22 protein-coding genes and 1 riboswitch are annotated in these 22238 nt (G+C 73.6%); of the genes, 17 read left to right on the top strand and 5 right to left on the bottom strand.

Annotated elements, in window-relative coordinates; genetic code table 11:
* Window positions 1-2 precede the first annotated feature (2 nt).
* Both AC6EI4_RS00350 and AC6EI4_RS00345 read left to right on the top strand, forming a co-directional pair.
* The gene (locus tag AC6EI4_RS00350; protein ID WP_498450242.1) at window positions 3-854 is read left to right on the top strand and encodes an alpha/beta fold hydrolase; all 852 of its coding nucleotides are present in this window, start codon (window positions 3-5) and stop codon (window positions 852-854) included.
* A 52-nt stretch (window positions 855-906) separates the two neighbouring features.
* Window positions 907-1647 carry an acyltransferase gene (locus tag AC6EI4_RS00345; protein WP_498423631.1) on the top strand — a complete coding sequence of 247 codons (741 nt, stop codon included), beginning with the start codon at window positions 907-909 and terminating at the stop codon, window positions 1645-1647.
* An 83-nt stretch (window positions 1648-1730) separates the two neighbouring features.
* Here AC6EI4_RS00345 and AC6EI4_RS00340 read toward each other — a convergent pair whose 3' ends face one another.
* Window positions 1731-2021: an HU family DNA-binding protein gene (locus AC6EI4_RS00340; protein ID WP_498423633.1), complete on the bottom strand. Its 291-nt coding sequence runs from the start codon at window positions 2019-2021 to the stop codon at window positions 1731-1733.
* A 109-nt stretch (window positions 2022-2130) separates the two neighbouring features.
* On the opposite strand from AC6EI4_RS00340, the gene AC6EI4_RS00335 reads away from it, so the two are divergent.
* On the top strand, window positions 2131-2559 hold the full coding sequence (locus tag AC6EI4_RS00335; RefSeq protein WP_498423635.1) for a Fur family transcriptional regulator: 429 nt from the start codon (window positions 2131-2133) through the stop codon (window positions 2557-2559).
* Window positions 2560-2577: 18 nt separating this feature from the next.
* Here AC6EI4_RS00335 and AC6EI4_RS00330 read toward each other — a convergent pair whose 3' ends face one another.
* Window positions 2578-2877, bottom strand: coding sequence for a hypothetical protein (locus AC6EI4_RS00330; RefSeq protein ID WP_498423637.1), 300 nt, complete (start codon window positions 2875-2877; stop codon window positions 2578-2580).
* A 337-nt stretch (window positions 2878-3214) separates the two neighbouring features.
* Here AC6EI4_RS00330 and AC6EI4_RS00325 point away from each other — a divergent pair, with 337 nt between their 5' ends.
* Window positions 3215-4285 (top strand): MBL fold metallo-hydrolase, encoded by a 1071-nt coding sequence (locus tag AC6EI4_RS00325; protein WP_498450241.1) that lies wholly within the window; start codon window positions 3215-3217, stop codon window positions 4283-4285.
* Here AC6EI4_RS00325 and AC6EI4_RS00320 read toward each other — a convergent pair.
* A complete protein-coding gene (locus tag AC6EI4_RS00320; RefSeq protein WP_498450240.1) occupies window positions 4249-4716 on the bottom strand; it encodes a GNAT family N-acetyltransferase in 468 nt (155 codons plus the stop codon). The two genes, AC6EI4_RS00325 and AC6EI4_RS00320, sit on opposite strands and share 37 nt — an antisense overlap.
* A complete protein-coding gene (locus AC6EI4_RS00315; protein ID WP_498450239.1) occupies window positions 4713-5690 on the bottom strand; it encodes an alpha/beta hydrolase in 978 nt (325 codons plus the stop codon). The genes AC6EI4_RS00320 and AC6EI4_RS00315 overlap by 4 nt, the downstream gene beginning before the upstream one ends.
* 144 nt (window positions 5691-5834) lie before the next feature.
* On the opposite strand from AC6EI4_RS00315, the gene AC6EI4_RS00310 reads away from it, so the two are divergent.
* The 9 genes from AC6EI4_RS00310 to AC6EI4_RS00270 all read left to right on the top strand — a co-directional run bounded on the left by AC6EI4_RS00310 (window position 5835) and on the right by AC6EI4_RS00270 (window position 17155).
* On the top strand, window positions 5835-6416 hold the full coding sequence (locus AC6EI4_RS00310; protein WP_498423646.1) for a carboxymuconolactone decarboxylase family protein: 582 nt from the start codon (window positions 5835-5837) through the stop codon (window positions 6414-6416).
* Window positions 6417-6418: 2 nt separating this feature from the next.
* Entirely contained in the window at window positions 6419-7309 is an 891-nt protein-coding gene (locus tag AC6EI4_RS00305; RefSeq protein ID WP_498423648.1) for an RNA polymerase sigma-70 factor, read from the top strand.
* Window positions 7310-7341: 32 nt separating this feature from the next.
* Window positions 7342-7450: riboswitch (TPP riboswitch) on the top strand.
* Entirely contained in the window at window positions 7439-8539 is a 1101-nt protein-coding gene (locus AC6EI4_RS00300) for a thiamine ABC transporter substrate-binding protein (RefSeq protein ID WP_498423649.1), read from the top strand. (Overlaps the previous riboswitch by 12 nt.)
* A 52-nt stretch (window positions 8540-8591) precedes the next feature.
* Entirely contained in the window at window positions 8592-10235 is a 1644-nt protein-coding gene (locus AC6EI4_RS00295; protein ID WP_498423651.1) for an ABC transporter permease, read from the top strand.
* A 1-nt stretch (window position 10236) separates the two neighbouring features.
* Complete coding sequence (locus AC6EI4_RS00290; RefSeq protein WP_498450238.1) at window positions 10237-11265, top strand: ABC transporter ATP-binding protein; 1029 nt, start codon at window positions 10237-10239, stop codon at window positions 11263-11265.
* 33 nt (window positions 11266-11298) lie between these two features.
* Window positions 11299-12375, top strand: coding sequence for a phosphatase PAP2 family protein (locus tag AC6EI4_RS00285; protein WP_498423653.1), 1077 nt, complete (start codon window positions 11299-11301; stop codon window positions 12373-12375).
* A 469-nt stretch (window positions 12376-12844) separates the two neighbouring features.
* Window positions 12845-14356, top strand: coding sequence for a C40 family peptidase (locus AC6EI4_RS00280; RefSeq protein ID WP_498450237.1), 1512 nt, complete (start codon window positions 12845-12847; stop codon window positions 14354-14356).
* 75 nt (window positions 14357-14431) lie between these two features.
* Window positions 14432-16492, top strand: coding sequence for an acyl-CoA dehydrogenase family protein (locus AC6EI4_RS00275; RefSeq protein WP_498450236.1), 2061 nt, complete (start codon window positions 14432-14434; stop codon window positions 16490-16492).
* Window positions 16493-16525: 33 nt separating this feature from the next.
* Window positions 16526-17155 carry a hypothetical protein gene (locus tag AC6EI4_RS00270; protein WP_498450235.1) on the top strand — a complete coding sequence of 210 codons (630 nt, stop codon included), beginning with the start codon at window positions 16526-16528 and terminating at the stop codon, window positions 17153-17155.
* 97 nt (window positions 17156-17252) lie between these two features.
* On the opposite strand, the gene AC6EI4_RS00265 is transcribed toward AC6EI4_RS00270, so the two are convergent.
* A complete protein-coding gene (locus tag AC6EI4_RS00265) occupies window positions 17253-17741 on the bottom strand; it encodes an inorganic diphosphatase (protein ID WP_498423789.1) in 489 nt (162 codons plus the stop codon).
* 130 nt (window positions 17742-17871) lie between these two features.
* Between AC6EI4_RS00265 and dacB the strand changes: the two genes are divergently transcribed.
* The 4 genes from dacB (at window position 17872) to hpt (ending at window position 22101) form a co-directional block, all read left to right on the top strand.
* Window positions 17872-19329, top strand: coding sequence for a D-alanyl-D-alanine carboxypeptidase/D-alanyl-D-alanine endopeptidase (gene dacB, locus AC6EI4_RS00260; protein WP_498450234.1), 1458 nt, complete (start codon window positions 17872-17874; stop codon window positions 19327-19329).
* An 83-nt stretch (window positions 19330-19412) separates the two neighbouring features.
* Window positions 19413-20444, top strand: coding sequence for a zinc-dependent metalloprotease (locus tag AC6EI4_RS00255; protein WP_498450233.1), 1032 nt, complete (start codon window positions 19413-19415; stop codon window positions 20442-20444).
* A 7-nt stretch (window positions 20445-20451) separates the two neighbouring features.
* Entirely contained in the window at window positions 20452-21432 is a 981-nt protein-coding gene (gene tilS, locus AC6EI4_RS00250) for a tRNA lysidine(34) synthetase TilS (RefSeq protein ID WP_498450232.1), read from the top strand.
* Window positions 21433-21549: 117 nt separating this feature from the next.
* The gene (gene hpt / locus AC6EI4_RS00245) at window positions 21550-22101 is read left to right on the top strand and encodes a hypoxanthine phosphoribosyltransferase (RefSeq protein ID WP_498423664.1); all 552 of its coding nucleotides are present in this window, start codon (window positions 21550-21552) and stop codon (window positions 22099-22101) included.
* The last annotated feature ends 137 nt before the right edge of the window (window positions 22102-22238 follow it).

Below are 22238 nucleotides of genomic sequence, written 5' to 3'. Positions count from 1 at the left end.
CCGTGACCTCCGCGCAGCCTGCTCCGCCCACCGGCCCCTCCGCCCACGCCCCGTCTCCCCAGGACGCGGTGCCGCTGCACACCACGCAGGTCGGTGACGGCGGCGCCCGCGTCGCCTTCCTGCACGGCCTGTTCGGGCAGGGCCGGAACTTCACCCAGATCGCCAAGGCGCTGCAGCCGGAGTACCGCTCGCTGCTGGTGGACCTGCCCAACCACGGCCGCTCGTCGTGGACCGAGGAGTTCAGCTACGAGCTGATGGCCGACCTGGTCGCCGAGGAGCTGCGCCGGGGGTTCGCCGCCGACGGCCCGGTCCACCTGGTCGGTCACTCGCTGGGCGGGAAGGTGGCGATGGTGCTGGCGCTGCGCCACCCCGAGCTGGTCGCCCGCCTGGTCGTGGTCGACATCTCCCCGGTCGTCTCCGAGGGCGCCGGCGAGTTCGAGCACCTCCTCGACAGCCTCGCCGCGCTCGACCTGGGCAGCCTGGAGCGCCGCGCGGACGCCGACGAGCGGCTGGCCGCCCCGATCGACGACGCCGTGGTCCGCGGCTTCCTGCTGCAGAACCTGCGCTCGGGGCGCGAGGGATTCCACTGGCAGGCCAACCTCGCCCTGCTGCGCCGCGAGCTGCCCGCGATCGGGGGGTTCCCCGAGGTCGGCGCCACGTTCGACCACCCCACCCTGTGGATGGGAGGCGAACGGTCGCGCTACATCCAGCCCGAGCACGCCGCCACCATGCGCCGGCTCTTCCCGCGCACCACGGAGGTGACCATCAAGGGGGCCGGACACTGGGTGCACTCCGAGCAGCCGGAGGCGTTCGTCTCCGCGCTGCGGGTCTTCCTGGGTGCCGCCGGGCGCTGAGCCGGCGGACGCCGTACGGTCCGGCGTCACGGGTTCACTACCCTCGGCGGATGTGACCCCCTCCAAGAGATGGATCAACCGCGCCCTGCTCGCCGCCTGGCGCTGGGCGGAGCGCTCCGGCGAGATCGTCCCGGGCACCCGCGCGGGCGACGCCTTCGGTGCCCTGGGCGCGGGCAGCTGCATCGGCTTCCCGAGCGCCACGCTGATGGGGGAGGAGTCGATCCACATCGGCGCCCACACCCTGATCGGGCGCCAGGTCACCCTCTCGGTCGGGTACGGGCCGCTCGACACCCGGATGCCGGCCCGGGGCCTGGTGATCGGGGATCGGTGCGTGATCGGCGCGCGCACCAGCCTGACCGCCCACGAGTCGATCGTGATCGGGGACGACGTGTGGTGCGGGCAGGACGTCTTCGTCTCCGACGCCAGCCACGGCTACCAGCGCCTCGACGTGCCGATCGGCCGGCAGTTCGGCACCCACCAGCCGGTGGTCGTCGGCTCGGGCTCCTGGATCGGTCACGGCGCGATCCTGCTGCCGGGTACGACGATCGGGCGCAACGCCGTGGTGGCCGCCGGGTCGGTGGTGCGTGGCGAGGTGGCCGACAACGCGATCGTCGGCGGCTCGCCGGCGCGGGTGATCCGGCGCTTCGAGCCCGGCCTCGGCTGGGTCACCGCGTCCGGCGGCGTACGGCCGGTCCTGTCCGACGGCACGGTCCCTGACAGGGCTGGCTCGGACGGGGGAGGCGCGGAGGGTGGTGCGGAGGGTGGCGCGCTCCGCGACCTCGTCGTGGGCTGAGCCACGACCTGGCTCCGACTCAGCCGCTCGCTCCCGCGGTGGACGTACCACCGTGGAGAGCGAGCGGCTGGAGTCGGCTCAGCTCAGCTGGGGGACTGGCCCTCGGAGACGCGACGCTTCAGCGCGGCGGCCGGCTTGAAGGCGGGCGCGACGCTGGCGGCGATCTCCAGGGGCTCACCCGTCTGCGGGTTGCGGCCCGAGCGAGCGGCCCGCTCGCGGATCTCGAAGTTGCCGAAGCCGGCGAGGCTGACGCTCTCGCCCGCGGCCAGGCGCTCGCCGATGGTGTCCAGGACGGCGCCGATGACGCTGTCGGCCTGGGCGTTGGTGAGCCCGGTGGACTCCGCCACGGCGTTGCGGAGGTCGGTGCGGTTCATGGTTGGTCTCCTCTGTTCGATAATCGTTCTCATTGTCAACCTAGAACATCGCTGATCGCGTGTCACGGTAGCCCCACCCCGCGCCGCTCGGCGCGAGTAGGTTGACCCGGTGAGCAATCGCGACCTGGACGACGTACCCGCCATCGCCAAGTCGACACGGCAGCGACGCGCCGTGGTGGCCGAGCTGCAGGCCTCGGAGGACTTCCGCAGCGCCCAGGACATCCACGACGCCCTGCGCCGCACCGGGGACCGGGTGGGGCTGGCCACGGTCTACCGGGCCCTGCAGTCCCTGGTGGACGTCGGCGAGGTCGACGTGCTGCGCACGGCCGGTGGTGAGGCCGTCTATCGCCGCTGCAGCTCCACCCATCACCACCACCTGGTGTGCCGCGTGTGCGGACGCACCGTCGAGGTGGAGGGGCCGGCGGTCGAACGCTGGGCCAGCACGACGGCCGACGCCCACGGCTTCAGCGACGTGAGCCACACCCTCGAGCTGTTCGGGAACTGCCCGGCGTGCCCGGGCGCCGCCGATAGCGCCTAGCCCGACCTGGGGGCGTGCCTAGTGCTGCTCGTGTCCCTCGTCGTGCTCGATCGTGGCCTCGTCCAGGAACTCCGCGGCGATGCGCAGGAGCTGAGCGGCCACCACCGGGTCGACGCCGCCCATGGTGATCTTCAGGGCCAGGTCCGCGGTGGGGTCGAGGTCCCACTCGTCGTCCTGCGGCTGGGGGTCGTGAGCCTGGTCGACCAGCTCCAGGACGATGCCGGGCTGGGCGCCGCCCACGGTGGCGACGTGGTGCATCTCGGGGTCGTTGATCAGCTGTGCGGCGACGCTGAGGGTCGCTTCTTCCTCGGTGCTCATGAGCGTCCTTCCAACGGTTGCCGCGAGCCTAGCCGCGCCACCCCACCCCCGCCCCGCCCGCCCCCGGCGCCCCCGCCGTACGGCCGCCGCCCGGCCGCCGTACCGCCCCCGTCCGGCCGCCGTACGGCCCCCGTCCGGCTGTAACGCGGGGTTATGTCCACTACCCCAGCGTTATTTCGCTGTGGTGGAAGGCATAACCCCGCGTTACAAGCCGGCGGGGGCCGCGGGGCGCGGGGCGGGGGGCCGCGGGGCGGGGCGCGGGGCGCGGGCGGGCCGGGACTCCCGGAGATCGGCACGGGGGCGGCTGGGCTGGGGGATCGGGCCTAGAGTCCGGAAGGTGAGTGTCCCCACCAAGCACGCGATCTCCCCGGACTCGGGGCAGCACTGGACCGAGCCGGGTGCTTGGCCCGTGGCCCCCGGGGTCTACCGGGTCCCGCTCCCGCTGCCGATGGACGGGCTGCGCGCGGTCAACGTCTACGTGCTCGAGACCGACCGCGGGCTGACCCTGATCGACGGCGGCTGGGCGATCGAGGTCTCCCGGACGCTGCTGGAGAAGTCGCTGGCCGAGATCGGCCACGGCGTGCGGGACATCACCCGCTTCCTGGTCACCCACGTGCACCGCGACCACTACACCCAGGCCTCGACGATCAGCAGGGAGTTCGGGGCCCACGTCAGCCTCGGCCTCGGCGACAAGCCGACGCTCGACCTGATCCATGACCCCGGGGACCTCGACGAGAACCCGCACCTGCAGATGCTGCGCGACGCCGGCGCCCATGACCTGGTGGAGCAGTGGCAGGCCTTCGACAAGAGCAGCCCCGAGCTCGACCTGTGGGGCTACCCGGACGCCTGGCTGGAGGACGACCACCCCATCGACGTCGGCTCGCGCACCCTGCAGGCGATCTCCACGCCCGGCCACACCCAGGGGCACTTCGTCTTCGCCGACCAGACCGCGCAGCTGCTCTTCTCCGGCGACCACGTGCTCCCCACGATCACGCCCTCGATCGGCTTCGAGCCGGTGCTCGCCGCTCAGCCGCTGGGTGACTTCCTGGCCTCGCTGGCCAAGGTGCGCGCGCTCCCGGACGCCCGGCTGCTGCCGGCGCACGGCCCGGTCGCCGACTCCGTGCACACCCGCGTGGACGAGCTCGCCGCCCACCACGACGAGCGCCTCGACCTGTGCCGAGCCGGCGTCGCCCCGGCCGGCAGCACGGCCTGGCAGGTCGCCGGGGAGCTGCCGTGGACGCGCCACGAGCACCGCTTCGACACCCTCGACGCCTTCAACGGCGCGCTCGCGACGCTGGAGACCAAGGCGCACCTCGAGCTGCTGGTCGCGCGCGGCGAGCTGAGCCGGTCAGGCTCCGAGGCCGGGTTCGTCTACGCCCCGTCGGCCGCGGCGCCCGGCGTGGGCTGAGCCCCCGCCCGCACCATCGGCAGGTGGGGGATCGCGTCCTCCTCGTACTCCGCGCCGTCCACGACGAACCCGTGCGACTCGTACCAGGCACGCAGCGGGCTCTGCGCCTCCAGACGCACCGTCCGGGCGTCGGCGAGCTGCAGCGCGGCGTCCATCAGCGCATCGGCCAGCCCACGCCCGCGGGCCTCACGGCGCAGCAGCACCCGCCCGATCCGCAGGTGCGGGCCGTCGTCGAGGACGCGCAGGTAGCCGAGCAGCGTCGCGTCCTCCTCGAGCAGCACGTGCCGGGTCGCCGGCTCCAGGTCCCGACCGTCCAGGTCGAGGTAGGGGCACTCCTGCTCGACGATGAACACCTCCTGGCGCAGCCGCCACACCTGGTACGCCGTACGGGCGTCGAGGTCGTCGAAGGCGAGCGTCCGGATGCCCCTCACCGCGGGGCCGGTCCGTGCAGCAGGAAGTCCCGGGTGACCCGCCACGCCTGGGCCGCCTCGGGCACGCCCGGCAGCAGCGGGAAGACGTGGATCAGCTCCGGCCGCTCGAGGTAGGTCAGGTCCCACGTCGAGGTGATCGCCCGGTCGGCCAGCTGGCGACAGGCCGGTGCGAGCGTGTCGCGGCTGCCGCACAGCATCAGCGCCGGCGGAAGCCCGTCCAGCTCGCCGAGGCCCGGGCTGACCTCGGGGCGGGCGAGGTCCTCGGCGCAGCCGGCCCACCACCGGGCGTAGGCGCGCAGCTTGCCCAGGAAGAGCCACGTGTCGCGGGTGCTGAACGCCTCGGTGTCCGGGGCGCTCGCGGTCAGGTCGACCCACGGCGAGATCAGCAGCAGCCGGTCGGGCTGGCGCGCACCGGTCGCCCGGGCCCGGTCCCGCAGGCTCTGCGCCAGCGCCAGCGCGAGACCCCCGCCCGCGGAGTCCCCGGCCAGGATCACCTCCCCGCCTCCCGAGAGCAGCCGCTCGGCCAGGGCGACCAGCGCGTCGTGGGAGTCGCGCCAGGTGTGCTCCGGTGCCAGCGGGTAGTCGGGCAGCACGACGCGCGCGTCGAGCCCGACGGCCAGACGCGCGGCATAGCGGGTGTGGAAGGGGTCGATCGGCGCGACGTAGCCGCCCCCGTGCAGGTAGAGCACGGTGCGCGAGGGGCGCGACCCGCGCCGCGACAGCGAGTACGACGTGAAGCCGGGGCCGTCCCCGTGCGCGATCTGCTCGACGAGGACCATGAACCGCCGGTCGAAGCGGGGGACCGCGCCGGTGGGCAGCGAGTGGTCCAGCCCCGTGTGCCAGCGCTCGATCCGCGCCCGCTCGGCCTCCTCCGAGTCCAGCTCGCGCGAGCCGCGGAGCCGGGGCACGACGTGGGCGAGCAGCTCGTGGCGCAGGCTCGGACGGTCGGCGCGGGGGGCCAGATGGTGGGGCATGGGGCAAATGTAGGGCCAGCGCCGCGGCGCGCGGCTAGGTCACGCGCGGCTGGGTCACGCGGGGCTGTCACAGATCGGCGCCGGCCGGTGTCTCACGTGCAGGACCGGCCCACCGGCGGCCGGGGCGAGACCCAGGAGGATCCGATGACCAGCAGCTTCCGCATCCCACCGGCCACGATGACCGGCCCCGTCGCCCGCGCGGTGAGCGCCTACGCACGCCGTACCTGGGGCAAGGTGCCCGACAACCTCCTGGTGCTCTGGCACCACCGCCCGGCGCTGCGCGCGGTGCTGGCGCTGGAGGGCAGGGTCGCCCGGCTCGACCGGCTCGACCCGCACCTGAAGTCCTTCGCGCTGCTCTCCTCGGCGGCGACGATCGGGTGCTCGTGGTGCCTGGACTTCGGCTACTTCCTGGCCCACGACGAGGGGCTCGACGAGGCGAAGGTCCGGGAGGTGCCCCGCTGGCGCGAGTCCGAGGTGTTCACCGACCTCGAGCGCGACGTGATGGCCTACGCCGAGGCGATGACGCTGACCCCGCCCACCGTCACCGACGAGATGGTCACCGCGCTGTCCGGGCGGCTCGGCACCCAGGCCGTCGTCGAGCTGACGCTGATGGTCGCGGTCGAGAACGAGCGCTCGCGCTTCAACAGCGCGATGGGACTGGCCAGCCAGGGGTTCTCCGACGTCTGCGAGCTCCCGCTCGTCGACCTCGCCTCCGCGCGCGAGTGATGATGGCGGGTGTGACCGCCACCGACGAGTTCGTCGCGCATCGCAACCTGCTGTTCACGGTGGCCTACGAGATGCTCGGCTCGGCGGCCGACGCCGAGGACGTGATCCAGGAGACCTGGCTGCGGTGGGTCGAGGTCGACCCGGCCGAGGTCCGCGAGCCGCGCGCCTACCTGGTGCGGATCGCCACCCGGCTCGCGCTCAACCGGCTGCGCACGCTGCGGCGACTCCGCGAGAGCTACGTCGGGCCGTGGCTGCCCGAGCCGCTGCTGACCGCGCCGGACGTGGCTGAGGACGTCGAGCTCGCCGACGGCGTCTCGACGGCGATGCTGCTCGTGCTGGAGACGCTGGGCCCGGTCGAGCGGGCGGTGTTCGTGCTGCGCGAGGTCTTCGCCCTGGAGTACGACGAGATCGCCGCGGCCGTGGACCGGACGCCGGCGGCCGTGCGACAGGTGGCGCACCGGGCGCGCGCCCACGTGCAGGCCCGCCGCCCCCGCGAGCGGGTGGACCCGACCCGGCGCGACGCCGTGGTGGAGCGGTTCCTGGCGGCGACCGCCACCGGCGACCTCCAGGGGCTGATGGACGTGCTCGCGCCCGACGTCGTGCTGCTCACCGACGGGGGCGGTCTGGTCAGCGCCGCGCTGCGGCCGATCACCGGGCGCGACAAGGTGCTCCGGTTCCTGGCCGCGGTCATCGCCCGCGGGCTGGGCGGCGACGGTGTCCAGGTCGACGTGTGTGACTACAACGGCGCTCCGGCGCTGCGCGTGATCGAGCACGGCCGGGTCACGCTGGTCGCCTCGATGCTCGTCGAGGACGGCCTGGTGAGCGGGCTCTACCTGGTGCGCAGCCCCGAGAAGCTCGCCGGCGGACAGCGCGAGGTGGCGCTCACGAGGTAGCCGGCACCCGGCGGTGGGGGCGTAGGGTGGGCCTTCGATGACAGGGGAGCACGCTCGTGCGTGCTGAGAGTGCGGAACAGCCGCAGACCCTCCGAACCTGCTCCGGTTAGCACCGGCGAAGGGAGTCCGATGATCAGCGAGCGTGCGTGCCGACGACCGACCAGATCCGTCACCAGGGGGCCGCTGCGGTGGGGGGCCGTCGTCCTCGCTAGTGCCCTGCTCGCCGGGTGCTCGGTGCTCGGCGGCGGCGACGAGGGAGGCGATGCGGCGGGGAGCTCGCAGGAGGTCGTGCTGGTCACCCACGACTCCTTCGCCCTGCCCGACGAGGTGCTCGCGCGCTTCGAGGAGGAGAGCGGCTACCGGCTCACCACCCGACCCAGCGGCGACGCCGGCACCCTGACCAACAAGCTGGTGCTCACCAAGGAGTCGCCGACCGGCGACGTCGCCTTCGGGGTCGACAACACCTTCGCCTCCCGCGCGATCGAGGACGGGGTCTTCGCGCCGCTCGACGTGGAGCTGCCGCCGGGGGCGCAGACCTACGCGCTGCCCGGCGACGGCGCGCGGCTGGCACCCGTCGACGTCGGACACGTCTGCGTCAACGTCGACACCACGTGGTTCGTCAAGCGCCGACTCGACCCGCCGGCCACCCTCGACGACCTCACCGAGCCGGCGTACCGCGACCTGCTCGTCCTGCCGGGGGCCGCCACCAGCTCGCCGGGGCTGGCGTTCCTGCTCAGCACGGTGGCGCAGTACGGCGCGCAGTGGCCGGACTACTGGGGCAGGCTGATGGCCAACGGCGCCAAGCTGACCTCGGGCTGGTCGGACGCCTACTACGTCGACTTCACCCAAGGCGGCGAGCAGGGCACCCGCCCCCTCGTGGTCTCCTACGACTCCTCGCCGGCGTTCACCGTCAGCGAGGACGGCGCGACGTCGACGACCACGGCGCTGCTCGACACCTGCTTCCGCCAGGTGGAGTACGCCGGCGTGCTCGAGGGCGCCGACAACCCCGAGGGGGGCGCCGCGCTGGTCGACTTCCTGCTCTCCGAGGACGTCCAGGCCGCACTGCCGGACAGCATGTACGTCTTCCCGGTGCGCAGCGACGTCGAGCTGCCCGCGGCGTGGGCCCGGCACGCCCGGCAGCCCGAGGACCCGCACACCCTGGACCCCGACCAGATCGCCGCCGAGCGCGACGACTGGCTCCAGACCTGGACCGAGGTCACGACCCGCTGAGCCGGCGGCTGGTGAGAAGGTCCGGGGCGGTCGCGGCGTGGGGGGAGGGGCGATGAGACGGGTGGTCGGGCTGGCCGCGCTGGCCGCCGGCCCGGTGCTGGTGCTGTCGGTCTTCTTCGTGCTGCCCGTGTGCGGCATGGTCGCGCGTGGGCTGTGGCCCGACGGCACCTTCGACCCCGGCGGCGTCGCGCAGGTGCTCGCCCGGCCCCGGGTGCACCGGGTGCTGGCGTTCACGCTGTGGTCGTCGGCGGCCGGCACCGTGCTCTCGGTGCTGCTCGGCCTGCCCGCGGCGTACCTGCTGCACCGGCGCGAGTTCCCCGGCCGGCGGCTGCTGCGCGCCACGCTGCTGGTGCCGTTCGTGCTGCCCACGGTGGTGGTCGGGATCGCCTTCCGCCAGCTGCTCAGCGACGGCGGTCCGCTGGGCTTCCTGGGCGCGGACCAGACACCCGCCGCGATCGTCGCGGCGCTGGTCTTCTTCAACGTCAGCGTGGTGGTGCGCACCGTCGGGGCGGCCTGGGAGTCGCTCGACCCGCGCCCGGCCCAGGCGGCGGCGCTGCTCGGCGCCTCGCCGCTGCAGGTGCTGCGCACCGTCACCCTGCCCAGCCTGCGCCCGGCGATCGTCTCGGCGGCGAGCGTCGTCTTCCTCTTCTGCGCCACCTCCTTCGGCATCGTGCTGACCCTCGGCGGGCTGCGCCACGCCACCGTGGAGAGCGAGATCTACCTGCTCACCACCAACCTGCTCGACCTCCAGGGGGCCGCGGCGCTGTCCCTGGTGCAGCTCGCCGTGGTGGCCGCGCTGCTGATGCTCACCCAGCGTCTGCGCGCGACGCCGGACCCCACCGTGCAGCGGGTCGTGGCGCGACCGCGGCCGCTGCGCCGCGCCGACCTGCCGCTGCTGGCGCTGACCGCGCTGCCGGTGGTGCTGGTTGCCGTGCCGTTGGCGACGATGGTGGCCGGGTCGCTGCGGGTCGGCGACGGCTGGGGGCTGGGCAACTACCGCGCGCTCGACGCGCAGCCCGGCAGCCCGGGTGCCCGCTCGCTGGTGGTCCCGGTCACCGAGGCGCTCGCCAACTCGCTGCGCACGGCCGTCGACGCCACCTGGATGTCGCTGCTGCTGGGCCTGGCCGTGGCGGTGATCGTGACCCGCCGCTCGCATTCCAGCGCCGAGCGCCGCCTGCGCGGCGTGCTGGACGGCTTCTTCATGCTGCCGCTGGGGGTCTCCGCGGTGACGCTCGGCTTCGGCTTCCTGGTCACCCTGGACCGGCCGCCGCTCGACCTGCGCGACAGCCCGCTGCTGGTGCCCATCGCCCAGGCGCTGGTCGCGCTGCCCCTGGTGGTGCGGATCCTGGCGCCGGTGCTGGCCGGGATCGACGACCGCCAACGGCAGGCGGCGGCCACCCTGGGCGCCTCGCCGTGGCGGGCGATGCTGACCGTCGACCTGCCGGTGGTGTGGAAGCCGCTGCTCGCCGCGGCCGGGTTCGCCTTCGCCGTCTCGCTGGGGGAGTTCGGCGCGACGTCGTTCCTGGCCCGCGAGGACCATCCCACGGTGCCGGTGGTGATCTTCCGGCTGATCGGGCGCCCCGGGGAGGCCAACCACGAGATGGCGCTCGCGGCCGCGGTGGTGCTGGCCGTGGTGACCACGACGGTGATGCTGGTGGTGGAGCGCCTGCGGGTGCCCTCGGTGGGAGCATTCTGAGATGTTGAGCCTGGATCGGGTGAGCGTGCGCTACGACGGCGTGGAGGCCGTGCGCGAGCTCTCCCTCACCCTGCCCGACGGCGAGGTCCTCGCCGTGCTCGGCCCCTCGGGCTGCGGCAAGTCCACACTGCTGCGCGCGATCGCCGGCCTGGAGCCGGTGGCCGGCGGGGCGGTGGCCTTCGACGGCCGGGACCTGGCCGGCACCCCACCGCACAAGCGGGGCTTCGCGCTGATGTTCCAGGACGGCCAGCTCTTCGGGCACCTCAGTGTGGCCGGCAACGTGGGCTATCCGCTGCGGCTGCGCCGGGTGCCGCGCGCCGCGGTCCGCGCCCGGGTCGCCGAGCTGCTCGAGCTGGTCGGGCTGGCCGGGTACGGCGAGCGGCTGCCGGGCACGCTCTCCGGCGGCGAGCGCCAGCGGGTCGCGCTGGCCCGCGCGCTCGCGGTGCGGCCCCGGCTGCTGCTGCTCGACGAGCCGCTGTCGGCCCTCGACGCCGAGCTGCGCCGTCGGCTGGCAGGCGACCTGCGCGCGATCCTGCACGCCGAGGGGACCACCGCGCTGATGGTCACCCACGACCAGGACGAGGCCTGGGCCATCGCCGACCGGATCGCGGTGATGCGCGCCGGCCGGCTGGTCCAGGAGGGACCGGTCGCGCGGGTGTGGGCCGGCCCGGCCGATGCCGAGACCGCGCTGTTCCTCGGCTACGCCCAGGTCCTCGACGGCCCGGCCGCCGCCCGGCTGCTGCGGCTGGCCGGCGGGGAGCCGGGCCTCGCCGACGGCGCCGACGGTGCCCGGGTCGCCGTACGCCGCTCGGCGTTCGTGGTCGACGAGCAGGGCCCGCTGTGCGCCACCGTGGTCTCGCTCAGCGCCACCCCCGAGCAGGCCCGGCTGGTCGTCGACGCCCCGGGGATCGGGCTCCTCGACGCGGTCGCCGCGACCGGCGCGCCCGGCGGGCCGGCCCCGGTGCCGGGTGGGCCGGTGCGGCTGCGGGTGGATCCGGCGCGGCTGGCCGTGATCCACGCCCGACGCTGACCCGAGATCGCCCCGCTGGTGCCCATCCCTAGAATGGCGCCCGTGTATCGACGGGCGTACGTTCTCTTGATCGGTGTCTCGGTGATGATGGCGATCCTCGCCCTGGTCACCGCAGCGAGTCTCGATCGGAGGATCGTCGACCCCGAAGGCTTCCTGGGCCCCGCCTGGGCGCGCGGTCCGCTGCTGGTCGGCGCGGCCTTCCTGGTCGACATCGTGCCCCGGATGCTGTGGGGCTCGCGGATGCACCCCAAGCGGATGATGCCGATCGTCCGCGCCCGGGTGAAGGAGCACTGGAACCGCGAGCGGATCACCCTGGTGGTGCTGGGGATCATCTGCTTCTACGGAACCTACGTCTGCTACCGCAACCTCAAGTCGTTCCTGCCCGACGTGCTGGGCCTGGACTACAAGTTCGACCGCGAGCTGCACCTGATCGACCAGGCGCTGTTCTTCGGCCACGAGCCCGCGGTGGTGCTGCACAGCGTGATCGGCTTCGACTGGGTCTCGCACGTGCTCTCGGTGGTCTACCTGGTCTTCCTGCCGCTGGTGCCGGTGATGGTGACGATCTGGGTCGTCTGGTCGCGCAACATCTCGTTCGGCTACTGGTTCTGCACCGCGCAGGTGCTGGCCTGGACGCTGGGCACGGCGTCGTACTACGCGCTGCCCACCCTCGGCCCGGGCTTCCGCTACCCCTGGCTCTACCAGGACCTGGCCTACACCGGCACGACGACGTTGATGGACTCGCTGTTCTACGGACGTGCCGGCGTACTGCACCGCGACCTCCAGGGAGCCGTGCAGTCCGTGGCCGGCTTCGCCAGCCTGCACGTGGCGATCACCCTGCTGGTCGCGCTGATGGCGCAGTACACGATGCGCAACCGCATCGTGCACTGGGTGCTGTGGATCAACTTCGGCCTGACCGTGATCGCCACCCTCTACTTCGGCTGGCACTACGTCGCCGACGACATCGCCGGCGTCGGCATCGCGCTGATCTCCTTCTACATCGGCGGCGTCGCCACAGGACAGAAATTCGATCGCAAGGGGCTGGCCGCCCATCCCACGACGGACACCTCCGCGGTGCCCGTCGAGATACCGGTGGAGACCACCGCCCGCTGACCGCTGCCCGCTGGCCATCCAGAGGCCCCGCTCGTCTTCGCGAGCGGGGCCTCTTTGTGTTCTGGGGGTGTCGGTTTCCCCGGCCGACCGGGGAAACCTGATGTTGTCGGCCGAAGCTTCGCCCGACAACATCAGTAGTTGACGACCGGTACTACCTCACCGGCCCCAGGGGCCGATTCCGTCACTGAGGTCGCCGGCCGCCGGCCCCGAGCGGTCGTCTCGGGCTCGCGTACGCCGCCCCACGGCCCCGCGACGCGCCCCGCGAACGACGCGAGCCGCGAATTACATTCGTGTAGTTCGTCAAGCCGACACGCCGCGCGGCGTCGGAAAATTTGAGAAAGTTGTTCCCTTCTGTGACTGTTGCGCATTAGCGTGACCGGTGTGTCTCGGGCGATGGGGAAGTCGCCCGAGGCACGGTCTCGGTCCGGATGGCCAGCAGCCGAGGCGAAGCGAACGATTGGGGTCACACGTGCGAGCAGGTCGTCACGAGGCACGTCAGAGGCTCCGCTGTCCGGCGCCGGACCAGCAGGTCCGGGGGCCACGCGGAGCCGGCGCACCGGGCGGGCGAGGGGTACGACGTACGTCCGCCGCGGTCCTGGCCCTCACCCTGCTGGCCCTGGCCCCGCTGGGCAGCGGGGTCGCCTCCGCGGCCGACGACGACCCGCCCAGCGAGCACGAGGTAGCCACCGCGCAGCGCCAGGCACAGGCCAAGGCCCGTGACGTGGCCACGGTGCGAGCCGAGCTCGCCCAGGCCAACGCCCGCCTGGAGGAGTCCGGGATCGCCGCAGCCAAGGCGGCCGAGGCCTGGAACGGCGCGCGCTGGAAGGCGCGCCAGGCCCGGCTGGCCGCGGCGGCGGCACAGCGACGCGCCGACCGGGCCGACGAGTCGGTGGCGCGGCAGCAGGCCAGCTACGCCAGCGCGCTGGCCACGACGTACCGGATGGCGCCGGAGCTGACGGCGCTCGGCGCGATCGTCGACTCCGACGGGATCGACACCGTCGTGGAGCAGGCCACCAGCATGCGTCACGCCGAGTCCGCGCTGGGTCAGGGCTACGACCGCTTCAAGGCCACTGCGACGCTGGCCGAGCTCGCCTCCGCCGCTGCCGTGAAGGCCCGCACGCAGGCCGTCGCGCTCGCCGGCGAGGCCCGCGAGGCGCACGACGAGGCCCAGCAGCTTGCCGACGCCGCGGCGGCCGACGCCCAGACCATCGCCACGGAGAAGGACCAGCTGATCACCGAGCTGGCCCAACTGGAGAACATCAGCGTCGCGCTGGCCGGGCGCCGTCAGGCCGCCCTCGAGCGCGCCGCGCTGGAGCAGGCCGCCGCGGCGGCCCAGGCGCAGGCGGCGCAGGCCGATCAGGAGGCGCAGGCGTCGGGCGGTACGGCGGCGCCGGCAGGGCCGGACACCGGGGGAACCCCGCAGAGTCCGTCCGTGCCCGCGGCTCCCGGCGCTCCCGCGGCTCCCGGCGGGTCGTCGAGCCCGGGGGACAGCGCGCCGTCCGCGCCGTCCGCTCCCGAGCCCGCACCGGTTCCTGCTCCGGCGCCCGCTCCGGCTCCTGCTCCGGCGCCCACGCCCGAGCCGGTCCCGACACCCGAGCCCAGCCCGGCCCCGCCCGCCGCGGGGGCCGCCGCCGCGATCCGCTTCGCCAAGGCCCAGCTGGGGGAGCCCTACCGCTGGGGCGCCGCGGGGCCCAGCTCCTGGGACTGCTCGGGCCTGACGATGCAGGCCTGGCAGGCCGGCGGCACCTCGCTGCCGCACTACTCGGTGGCCCAGTACGAGCAGTCCACGCCGATCAGCGCGTCGTCCCTGCGCCCCGGGGACCTGGTCTTCTGGGGCTCCTCGAGCCGGTCGTCGTCGATCTACCACGTCGCGCTCTACATCGGCGGCGGGCAGATCATCCACGCCCCCCGCGCCGGGCGCCCGGTGGTGCAGGAGTCGCTGTACTACTGGATCCCGCCGAACTTCCACGCCCGCCCGTGAAGCACGCCCGCCCGTGAAGGTGATCTGAGGCAAAGTCGCGGTTGTGAAGGCGCGGGCGTGGGTAACGTCGCGCTCATGCCATCCGACACCGACGCCTCCCCCGCGGGCGCAGCAGCGCACGTTGCGACTGACACCACCTCCGGCACGCCTCCCGAGACCGGACGCGGCTACACCCAGCCGGTCGTCGACGTGGCGGCGTTGACGGCGCTGCTCGACGACCGCTACGCCGAGGTGCGCAACCTCGTCCGGGCGAACCTGGCCGACTACGCCTCGATCCTCACCGAGGCCGAGGAGCTCGACCGCGGCGCGTTCCGCGAGCGGGTCAAGGACGTCGTCGTGGAGATGGCCCAGACCGGCCAGACGGGGATGGGCTTCCCCGAGGAGTACGGCGGCGGTGGCGACCTGGGCGCCTCGATCGCGGCCTTCGAGACCCTTGCCTACGGCGACCTGTCGGTGCTGGTGAAGGTCGGCGTCCAGTTCGGCCTCTTCGGCGGCGCGATCCTCCAGCTGGGCTCCAAGGAGCACCACGACGCCTACCTGAGCGACCTGATCACCGGGCGGCTGATGGGCTGCTTCGCGATGACGGAGTCGGGTCACGGCTCGAACGTCCAGGCGCTCGGCACCGTCGCGTCGTACGACGTGGCGACCCAGGAGTTCGTGATCACCACGACCTCGGAGTCGGCGCGCAAGGACTACATCGGCAACGCGGCCAAGCACGCCGAGCTCGCGGTGGTCTTCGCCCAGCTCGAGGTGGCCGGCAAGTCCGAGGGGGTGCATGCGTTCGTGGTGCCGATCCGGGTCGACGGCGAGCCCGCGCCCGGCGTCCGCATCGAGGACTGCGGGCACAAGATGGGCCTCAACGGCGTCGACAACGGCCGGCTGTGGTTCGACGAGGTCCGGGTCCCGCGCACCGCACTGCTCAACCGCTTCGCCGACGTCACCCCGGCCGGGGTCTACGAGTCCCCGATCGAGAACCCCAACCGGCGCTTCTTCACCATGCTCGGCACGCTCATCCAGGGCCGCGTCTCGGTCGGCGGCGGCGCGATCAACGCCAGCAAGGTCGCACTGGCGATCGCGGTCAAGTACGCCAACCGGCGCCGCCAGTTCGAGGCCACCGGCGACGGCACCGAGGAGCTGCTCCTCGACTACGGCATGCACCAGCGCCGGTTGCTGCCGCTGCTCGCCGACACCTACGCCCTGCACTTCGCCCAGGAGGTGGTGCGCGGCCAGCTGCACGACGCGTTCTCCGGCGAGGGAGGCGGGGACGAGTCCGCCGTACGGGCCCTGGAGGCGCGCGCGGCCGGCACCAAGGCCTACGGCACCTGGCACGCCACCCGGACGATCCAGGAGAGCCGCGAGGCCTGCGGCGGGGCCGGGTACCTCTCGGTCAACCGGTTCGCCGCGCTCAAGGCCGACACCGACGTCTTCACGACGTTCGAGGGCGACAACCACGTGCTGCTGCAGCTGGTCGCCAAGGGCCTGCTCACCGACTACGCCAGCGAGTTCGAGGACATGGACCAGTTCGGGATGGTCCGGTTCGTGGCCGGGCTGGCCGTCGAGACCGTGCTCGAGCGGACCGCGGTGCACAAGGTGCTCCAGCGCATCCGCGACGCGTTCCCCGGCGGCGACGAGTGGGACCAGGACGCGGGGCTGCTCGACTCGGACTACCAGCTCGCGATGCTGCGCTTCCGCGAGGAGCACGTCATCGGCGGCGTGGCCCGCCGGCTCAAGCGCGGCGTGGACCAGGGGATGAACCCCGGCGTGGTCTTCTCCCGGGTGCAGGACCACGTGATCCGCGCGGCGCGCGCCCACGTGGAGCGCCTCGTGCTGGAGGCGTTCGTCGCGAAGGTGCAGGCCATGGAGGAGGGCGACGAGAAGGTCGCGCTGGCCATGCTGTGCGACCTGCACGCGCTGAGCGTGATCGAGGCGGACCGGGCCTGGTTCATGGAGCACGGCCGGCTCGGCAGCCAGCGCTCCAAGGCGATCACCCGCGAGATCGGCGACCTGTGCCGCAAGCTGCGCCCGATCGCCGAGGACCTCGTCGACGCGTTCGGCGTGCCGGCGGCGATGCTGCGCTCCCCGGACCTGGTCGGTGCGGGGGCCGCTGCGGGCGGGAAGGACGAGGCGGGTGCCTGAGACGTCGGGTCGCCCGGGGCCGGTAGGGCGATGATGGAGCCGTTCGGGTGGCACCCCCGTCGCCACCTGCCGCCCGGGTCACCCGCCGGACTCGCGGTGGTCGCTCCGGGGCGCCGCTACTCCCCGGCGCGGCCGATGCTCGACCTGACCCGGATCGCCCTGCTCCAGCGCGGGTACGTCGTGCGCGAGCTCTGGTGGGACGCCCACCAGCGGCTCGCCGACCCGTCCGGCTGGGTGCGCGAGCACGTGCTCACCGAGCTCGAGGAGGAGCGGGCCGAGGTGGGAGGCGTGGACCGGCTCGTGGTCTGCGGCAAGTCGCTGGGCTCGCGGGCCTCGACGCTTGCCCTGCACCCGGACTCGGCGCCCGTCTTCGACGCCGTCTGGCTGACCCCGCTGCTGACCAACCCCGGAGTGGTCGAGGGCATCCGCGCGCTCGCCGGGGCGGGTGGTCGCCAGCTGCTCGTCGGCGGGCTCGGCGACGAGCTGTGGGACAGCGCGGTCGCCCACGACCTGGCCGGTGCCGCGGGGTGCACCATGCTGGAGTTCCCCGACGCCGACCACTCCCTCGCGGTCCCGGGCGACGTCGTGCGCACCGGCGAGGTGCTGCTCGGCGTCGCCCGCGCCCTGGAGGAGTTCCTGGCGCCCCCCGGCGCGCCGTACTGACCACGCGAAAACCCCACTTCCCACGCGTTCCTTCACGTGGGAAGTGGGGTTTTCACGAGTTAACGTGTGAAAGCCGAGGCGGCTGAGGCCAGAGCGCTCAGTGCCCGTTGGTCTTGGCGCGCTCGAACGACGCGAGGACCTCGGCCTCGGCGTCGGCGAGGCCGACCCAGTTGGCGCCCTCGACGGACTTGCCGGGCTCGAGGTCCTTGTAGACCTCGAAGAAGTGCTGGATCTCGAGGCGGTCGTACTTCGACACGTCGCCGATGTCCTTGAGGTGGCCCTGGCGGGGGTCGTGCGCCGGGACGCAGAGCACCTTGTCGTCGCCGCCGGCCTCGTCGGTCATCCGGAACATGCCGATCGCGCGGCACTTGATCAGGCAGCCGGGGAACGTCGGGGCCTGGAGGATCACCAGCGCGTCGAGAGGGTCGCCGTCCTGGCCGAGGGTGTTCTCGATGTAGCCGTAGTCGGCGGGATACTGCGTGGAGGTGAAGAGCATGCGGTCCAGGCGAAGGCGACCCGACTCGTGGTCGACCTCGTACTTGTTCCGCTCACCCTTCGGGATCTCCACGAGTACGTCGAACTCCAGCACGTTGTTCCTCCAGCGATCGTCGGCCCCTGCGTGAGGTGGCCGGAACAGGTCTCGGTCCGGCCCCGGACACGGAGCCGGGGTCAGTCTCGCGCAGAATGTTATGAACTGGAACTCGGAAGGGGGCTCGATGGGACGAGGTGACGCACCACACAGGGCCGGCGGGCTGTTCGGCTGGCTCCCGGTGGTGGTGGTCCTCGCGCTGCTGGTCGCCGCCGGCGCGGCGTACCGCTTCGACCTCGGCTCCCGCTGGCTCGGCCTCGAGGGGGCCGACCCGCGCACCGATCCGGCCGCCGTCGAGCCGCCCCCGGGACTGGATCTGTCCGAGCCCACCACGCCGCCGCCGGTGGCCCGGCCGGTGAACCGCGCCGAGTCCGGTGCGGTCGACCCGGCCGCCGTACGACGCGCGCTGCGGGCAGGCCTCGCCGACCCCGACCTGGGTCGCCACGTCGTCGCCGTGGTCGCCAACCTCTCCGGTGGCAGCCCCGTCTTCGAGTCCGGCAGCGGCCAGGTGGTGCCCGCCTCGACCCTGAAGCTGCTGACCGCCACCGCCGCGCTCGAGGCTCTCGGCCCCGAGCACACCTTCACCACCAGCGTGGTCGCGGGCGCCCGCGCCGGCCAGATCGTGCTGGTCGGCGGCGGCGACCCCTACCTCGAGCGGGGCCCGGCCGCGGACGACGAGCCGCCCTACCCGCCCCGCGCGGACGTCGCCACGCTCGCGCGGTCCACCGCCCGGGCGCTGCGCGCGGACGGCGTACGCCGGGTGCGGCTGGCCTACGACGACTCCCTGTTCACCGGTCCCACGACCAGCCCGCAGTGGCGCCCCGACTACGTCACCGACGGCGTGGTCTCCCCGATCACCGCGCTGTGGGTCGACCAGGGCCGCGGCGAGGACGGCTGGAGCCGGGTGGCGGACCCGTCCGCGGAGGCGGCGCGGACGTTCGCGGCCGCGCTGTCCGGTGCCGGCATCCGCGTGCAGGGCGCGCCGCGCCGCGCCGCCGCGCCCACCGGAGCCGCCGTGCTGGCCGAGGTCGAGAGCGCCCCGGTCGAGCAGATCGTGGAGCGGGTGCTCGACGTCAGCGACAACGAGGGCGCCGAGGTGCTCGCCCACCACGTCGGCCTCGCGGTCTCCGGCGAGGGTTCCTTCGACGCGGCGGCCGCCGGCATCGTGCAGACCCTGCGCCGGCTGGGGGTCCCGCTGGCCCGCGACGTGGTCCACGACGGGAGCGGGCTCTCGCGCGCCAACCGGCTCGACGTGGAGACCCTCGTCGACGTGCTGCGGATCGCCGCGTCCCCCGAGCACCCGCGGCTGCGCGCCGTGCTCAGCGGGCTTCCCGTGGCCGGCTTCACCGGGTCGCTGAGCTCGCGCTTCGCCAGCGGCGCGGACGCCGGGCCGGGGCGGGTGCGCGCCAAGACCGGCACGCTCACCGGCGTACACGGACTGGCCGGGGTGGCCACCGACCTCGACGGCAACGTGATGGTCTTCGCGATGATCGCCGATCGCGTCGGCGAGCTCGACGCGCTGGACGCGCGCGAGGCCCTGGACAACGTCGCCGCCGAGCTGGGCGCCTGCCGCTGCTCGGCCTGAGCACGCCGGGCGCCCGCGCGGCGCGGGCGGACGTCGGGGCCGGATGGCCCCGCGGGCTCCCAGAGTCCACGTAGGGTCGGGCCATGAGCGCGAAGATGATCGACTGGGACCTCGCGGTCTCGCTGGGCTCGCGGGTGGCCGGGCAGGGCCCGACGGTGGCGCGCGGCGAGGCCGTCGCCGCCGTCGCCGAGCTGCGTGCGGGCGCCGAGCGCTCGACCGGGCTGGTGCGTGACTTCACCGGGCTGGTCGCGGCCGAGGCCACCGCCCCGGTGCTGGTCGTCGACCGGGCCGGCTGGGTGCAGGCCAACGCGGACGGCTTCGCCACCGTGCTGGACCCCATCGTCGAACGGATGACCCAGAAGAAGGGAGGGCCCGGGGCGCTGTCGCGGGCCGTCGGCTCGCGGGTCACCGGGACCGAGGTCGGGCTGCTGCTCGGCTTCCTGGGCACCAAGGTGCTGGGCCAGTTCGACCCGTTCTTCGACCCCTCGGGGCGGCTGCTGCTGGTGGCCCCCAACGTCGTCCACGTCGAGCGCGAGATCGGCGCCGACCCGCACGACTTCCGGCTCTGGGTGTGCCTGCACGAGGAGACCCACCGGGTGCAGTTCACCGCGGTGCCCTGGATGCGCGAGCACCTGTTCGCGCAGATGCAGACGCTGGTGGACACCCTGGAGCCCGAGCAGGGGGAGGACCTCGTCGATCGGCTGGCCGCCGCGGTGCGCGGCGTGCGCGGCGGCGGCAGCCTCATCGAGATGGTCGGCACCCCCGAGCAGCAGGAGGTGCTGGACCGGGTGACCGGGGTGATGTCGCTGCTCGAGGGCCACGCCGACGTGGTGATGGACGGGGTGGGGCCGCAGGTCATCCCGACCGTGGCGCAGATCCGCCGCAGCTTCAACCGTCGCCGCCAGGGCGTCGGGGTCCTCGACAAGCTCCTGCGCCGCCTGCTCGGCATCGACGCGAAGATGGCGCAGTACCGCGACGGCGCGAAGTTCGTGCACGGGGTGGTGGGCAAGGTCGGGATGGCCGAGTTCAACGCGGTCTGGGCGGCCCCGGAGAACCTGCCCTCCAAGGCGGAGATCGCCGACCCGGGTGCCTGGGTGGCCCGGGTCCTGGGCTGACGCCCGGGTGGCGCTGCATCCCGCCGTCGCCGCGGTCCGCCTCGCCGTACGACGCACGCTGGTCGACGTCGGCCCCGGGCGGACCGTCGTGGTCGCCTGCTCCGGTGGCGCCGACTCCCTGGCCCTGCTGAGCGCGACCGTCTTCGAACGGCGCTCGGCCGGCTGGCGGGTGGTGGGCGCGACCGTCGACCACGGGCTCCAGGAAGGCTCGGCGCAGCGGGCACAGGCGCTGGCCGGCGTGATGGCCGGGCTCGGCGTCGACGAGACCGCCGTGATCACCGTGCGCGTGGACGCGGCGGGGATGGGACCCGAGGCGGCTGCCCGCGAGGCGCGCTACGCGGCGCTCGACGAGCTCGCCCAGCGGCTGGAAGCGGAGACGGTGCTGCTGGGCCACACCCGCGACGACCAGGCCGAGACGGTGCTGCTCGGCCTCGCCCGCGGCTCCGGCGGGCGCTCGATCGCCGGGATGCGGCGCGGGTTCGGCCGCTACCGGCGCCCTCTGCTCGACGTCTCGCGCGCCGACACCCGCGCCGCCTGCGCGGCCGAGGGCCTGGCGGCCTGGGAGGACCCCCACAACGCGGACCCGCGCTTCACCCGGGTGCGGGTGCGCCAGGTGGTCCTGCCGATGCTGGAGGCCGAGCTCGGGCCCGGAGTGGCGGTCACGCTGGCCCGTACCGCCGACCAGCTGCGCGGCGACATGGAGCTGCTCGACGACCTCGCCGACGCTGCCCTGCGCCGCGCCGTACGGGCCGGGGGAGCGCTCGACGTCGCCACCCTGACCGCGGAGCCCGCCCCGCTGCGCCGCCGCGCGATCCGGTTGGCCGCCCTGGCCGCGGGAAGCCCCGCCAGCGAGCTGTTCCACGACCACGTGCTGGCCGTCGACGCACTGCTCACCAGCTGGCGCGGGCAGCGTTGGATCGACCTGCCCGGCCACCTGCGCGTCGTACGCCGCGACGGCGCGCTGGTCTTCGAGGGCGCCCGCGGCTGAGGGCGCGCGGCTGGGGGAGGGCGCCGATTGGGCAGAGACGGCGGTCTCCGGGGCGTTTTCGTCGCCGATTGGTCCCCAACGGCGACCGGAGCCGGCGACCGCCTACGCTTTCCTCCCATGGACGCTGCCCACGTGGAGAACGACCTGGTCAACATCCTCTTCACCGAGGAGGAGATCCAGGACAAGCTGAAGGAGATGGCGGCCCGGATCGAGGCGGACTACGCCGGTCAGGACCTGCTGCTGGTCGGGGTGCTGCGCGGCGCGGTGATGGTGATGGCCGACCTGTCGCGCTCGCTGGGCCGTCACGTCGAGATGGACTGGATGGCGGTGTCGTCCTACGGCTCGGGCACCAAGTCCAGCGGCGTCGTGCGCATCCTCAAGGACCTCGACACCGACATCTCCGGACGGCACGTGCTGGTCGTCGACGAGATCATCGACACCGGCCTGACGTTGAGCTGGCTGGTCTCGAACCTCTCCAGCCGCAACCCCGCGAGCATCGAGATCGCCACGCTGCTGCGCAAGCCGGAGGCGCAGAGCATGCCGGTGGAGGTCAAGTACGTCGGCTGGGACATCCCCAACGAGTTCGTGGTCGGCTACGGCCTCGACTACAAGGAGCTCTACCGCAACCTGCGCTGCATCGGGACCCTGGCGCCTCACGTCTACTCCTGAGCCTGCACGGCGTCCCCACCGGGTGCGCGCGTCTGAGGTGAGGCTGAGAGGTCTCCGAGGGTCCGCTGATTCGCCCGTGCCCCGCGCCATCTGGATTGGCTCTGACGTGTAACGTCATTACCTCAGACGAGCGTGCC

The sequence above is a fragment of the Nocardioides sp. Z43_10 genome (assembly GCF_059766615.1).
This window is presented reverse-complemented; position numbering and strand designations above follow the sequence as displayed.

Bases quoted from the DNA above. Each gene is read 5' to 3' on its own strand.
- AC6EI4_RS00340 (WP_498423633.1), bottom strand. From the start codon at position 2,021: ATGAACCGCACCGACCTCCGCAACGCCGTGGCGGAGTCCACCGGGCTC.
- AC6EI4_RS00330 (WP_498423637.1), bottom strand. From the start codon at position 2,877: ATGAGCACCGAGGAAGAAGCGACCCTCAGCGTCGCCGCACAGCTGATC.
- AC6EI4_RS00315 (WP_498450239.1), bottom strand. From the start codon at position 5,690: ATGCCCCACCATCTGGCCCCCCGCGCCGACCGTCCGAGCCTGCGCCAC.
- AC6EI4_RS00310 (WP_498423646.1), top strand. From the start codon at position 5,835: ATGACCAGCAGCTTCCGCATCCCACCGGCCACGATGACCGGCCCCGTC.
- AC6EI4_RS00305 (WP_498423648.1), top strand. From the start codon at position 6,419: ATGGCGGGTGTGACCGCCACCGACGAGTTCGTCGCGCATCGCAACCTG.
- AC6EI4_RS00300 (WP_498423649.1), top strand. From the start codon at position 7,439: ATGATCAGCGAGCGTGCGTGCCGACGACCGACCAGATCCGTCACCAGG.
- AC6EI4_RS00295 (WP_498423651.1), top strand. From the start codon at position 8,592: ATGAGACGGGTGGTCGGGCTGGCCGCGCTGGCCGCCGGCCCGGTGCTG.
- AC6EI4_RS00290 (WP_498450238.1), top strand. From the start codon at position 10,237: ATGTTGAGCCTGGATCGGGTGAGCGTGCGCTACGACGGCGTGGAGGCC.
- AC6EI4_RS00285 (WP_498423653.1), top strand. From the start codon at position 11,299: ATGGCGCCCGTGTATCGACGGGCGTACGTTCTCTTGATCGGTGTCTCG.
- AC6EI4_RS00275 (WP_498450236.1), top strand. From the start codon at position 14,432: ATGCCATCCGACACCGACGCCTCCCCCGCGGGCGCAGCAGCGCACGTT.
- AC6EI4_RS00270 (WP_498450235.1), top strand. From the start codon at position 16,526: ATGGAGCCGTTCGGGTGGCACCCCCGTCGCCACCTGCCGCCCGGGTCA.
- dacB (WP_498450234.1), top strand. From the start codon at position 17,872: ATGGGACGAGGTGACGCACCACACAGGGCCGGCGGGCTGTTCGGCTGG.
- AC6EI4_RS00255 (WP_498450233.1), top strand. From the start codon at position 19,413: ATGAGCGCGAAGATGATCGACTGGGACCTCGCGGTCTCGCTGGGCTCG.
- hpt (WP_498423664.1), top strand. From the start codon at position 21,550: ATGGACGCTGCCCACGTGGAGAACGACCTGGTCAACATCCTCTTCACC.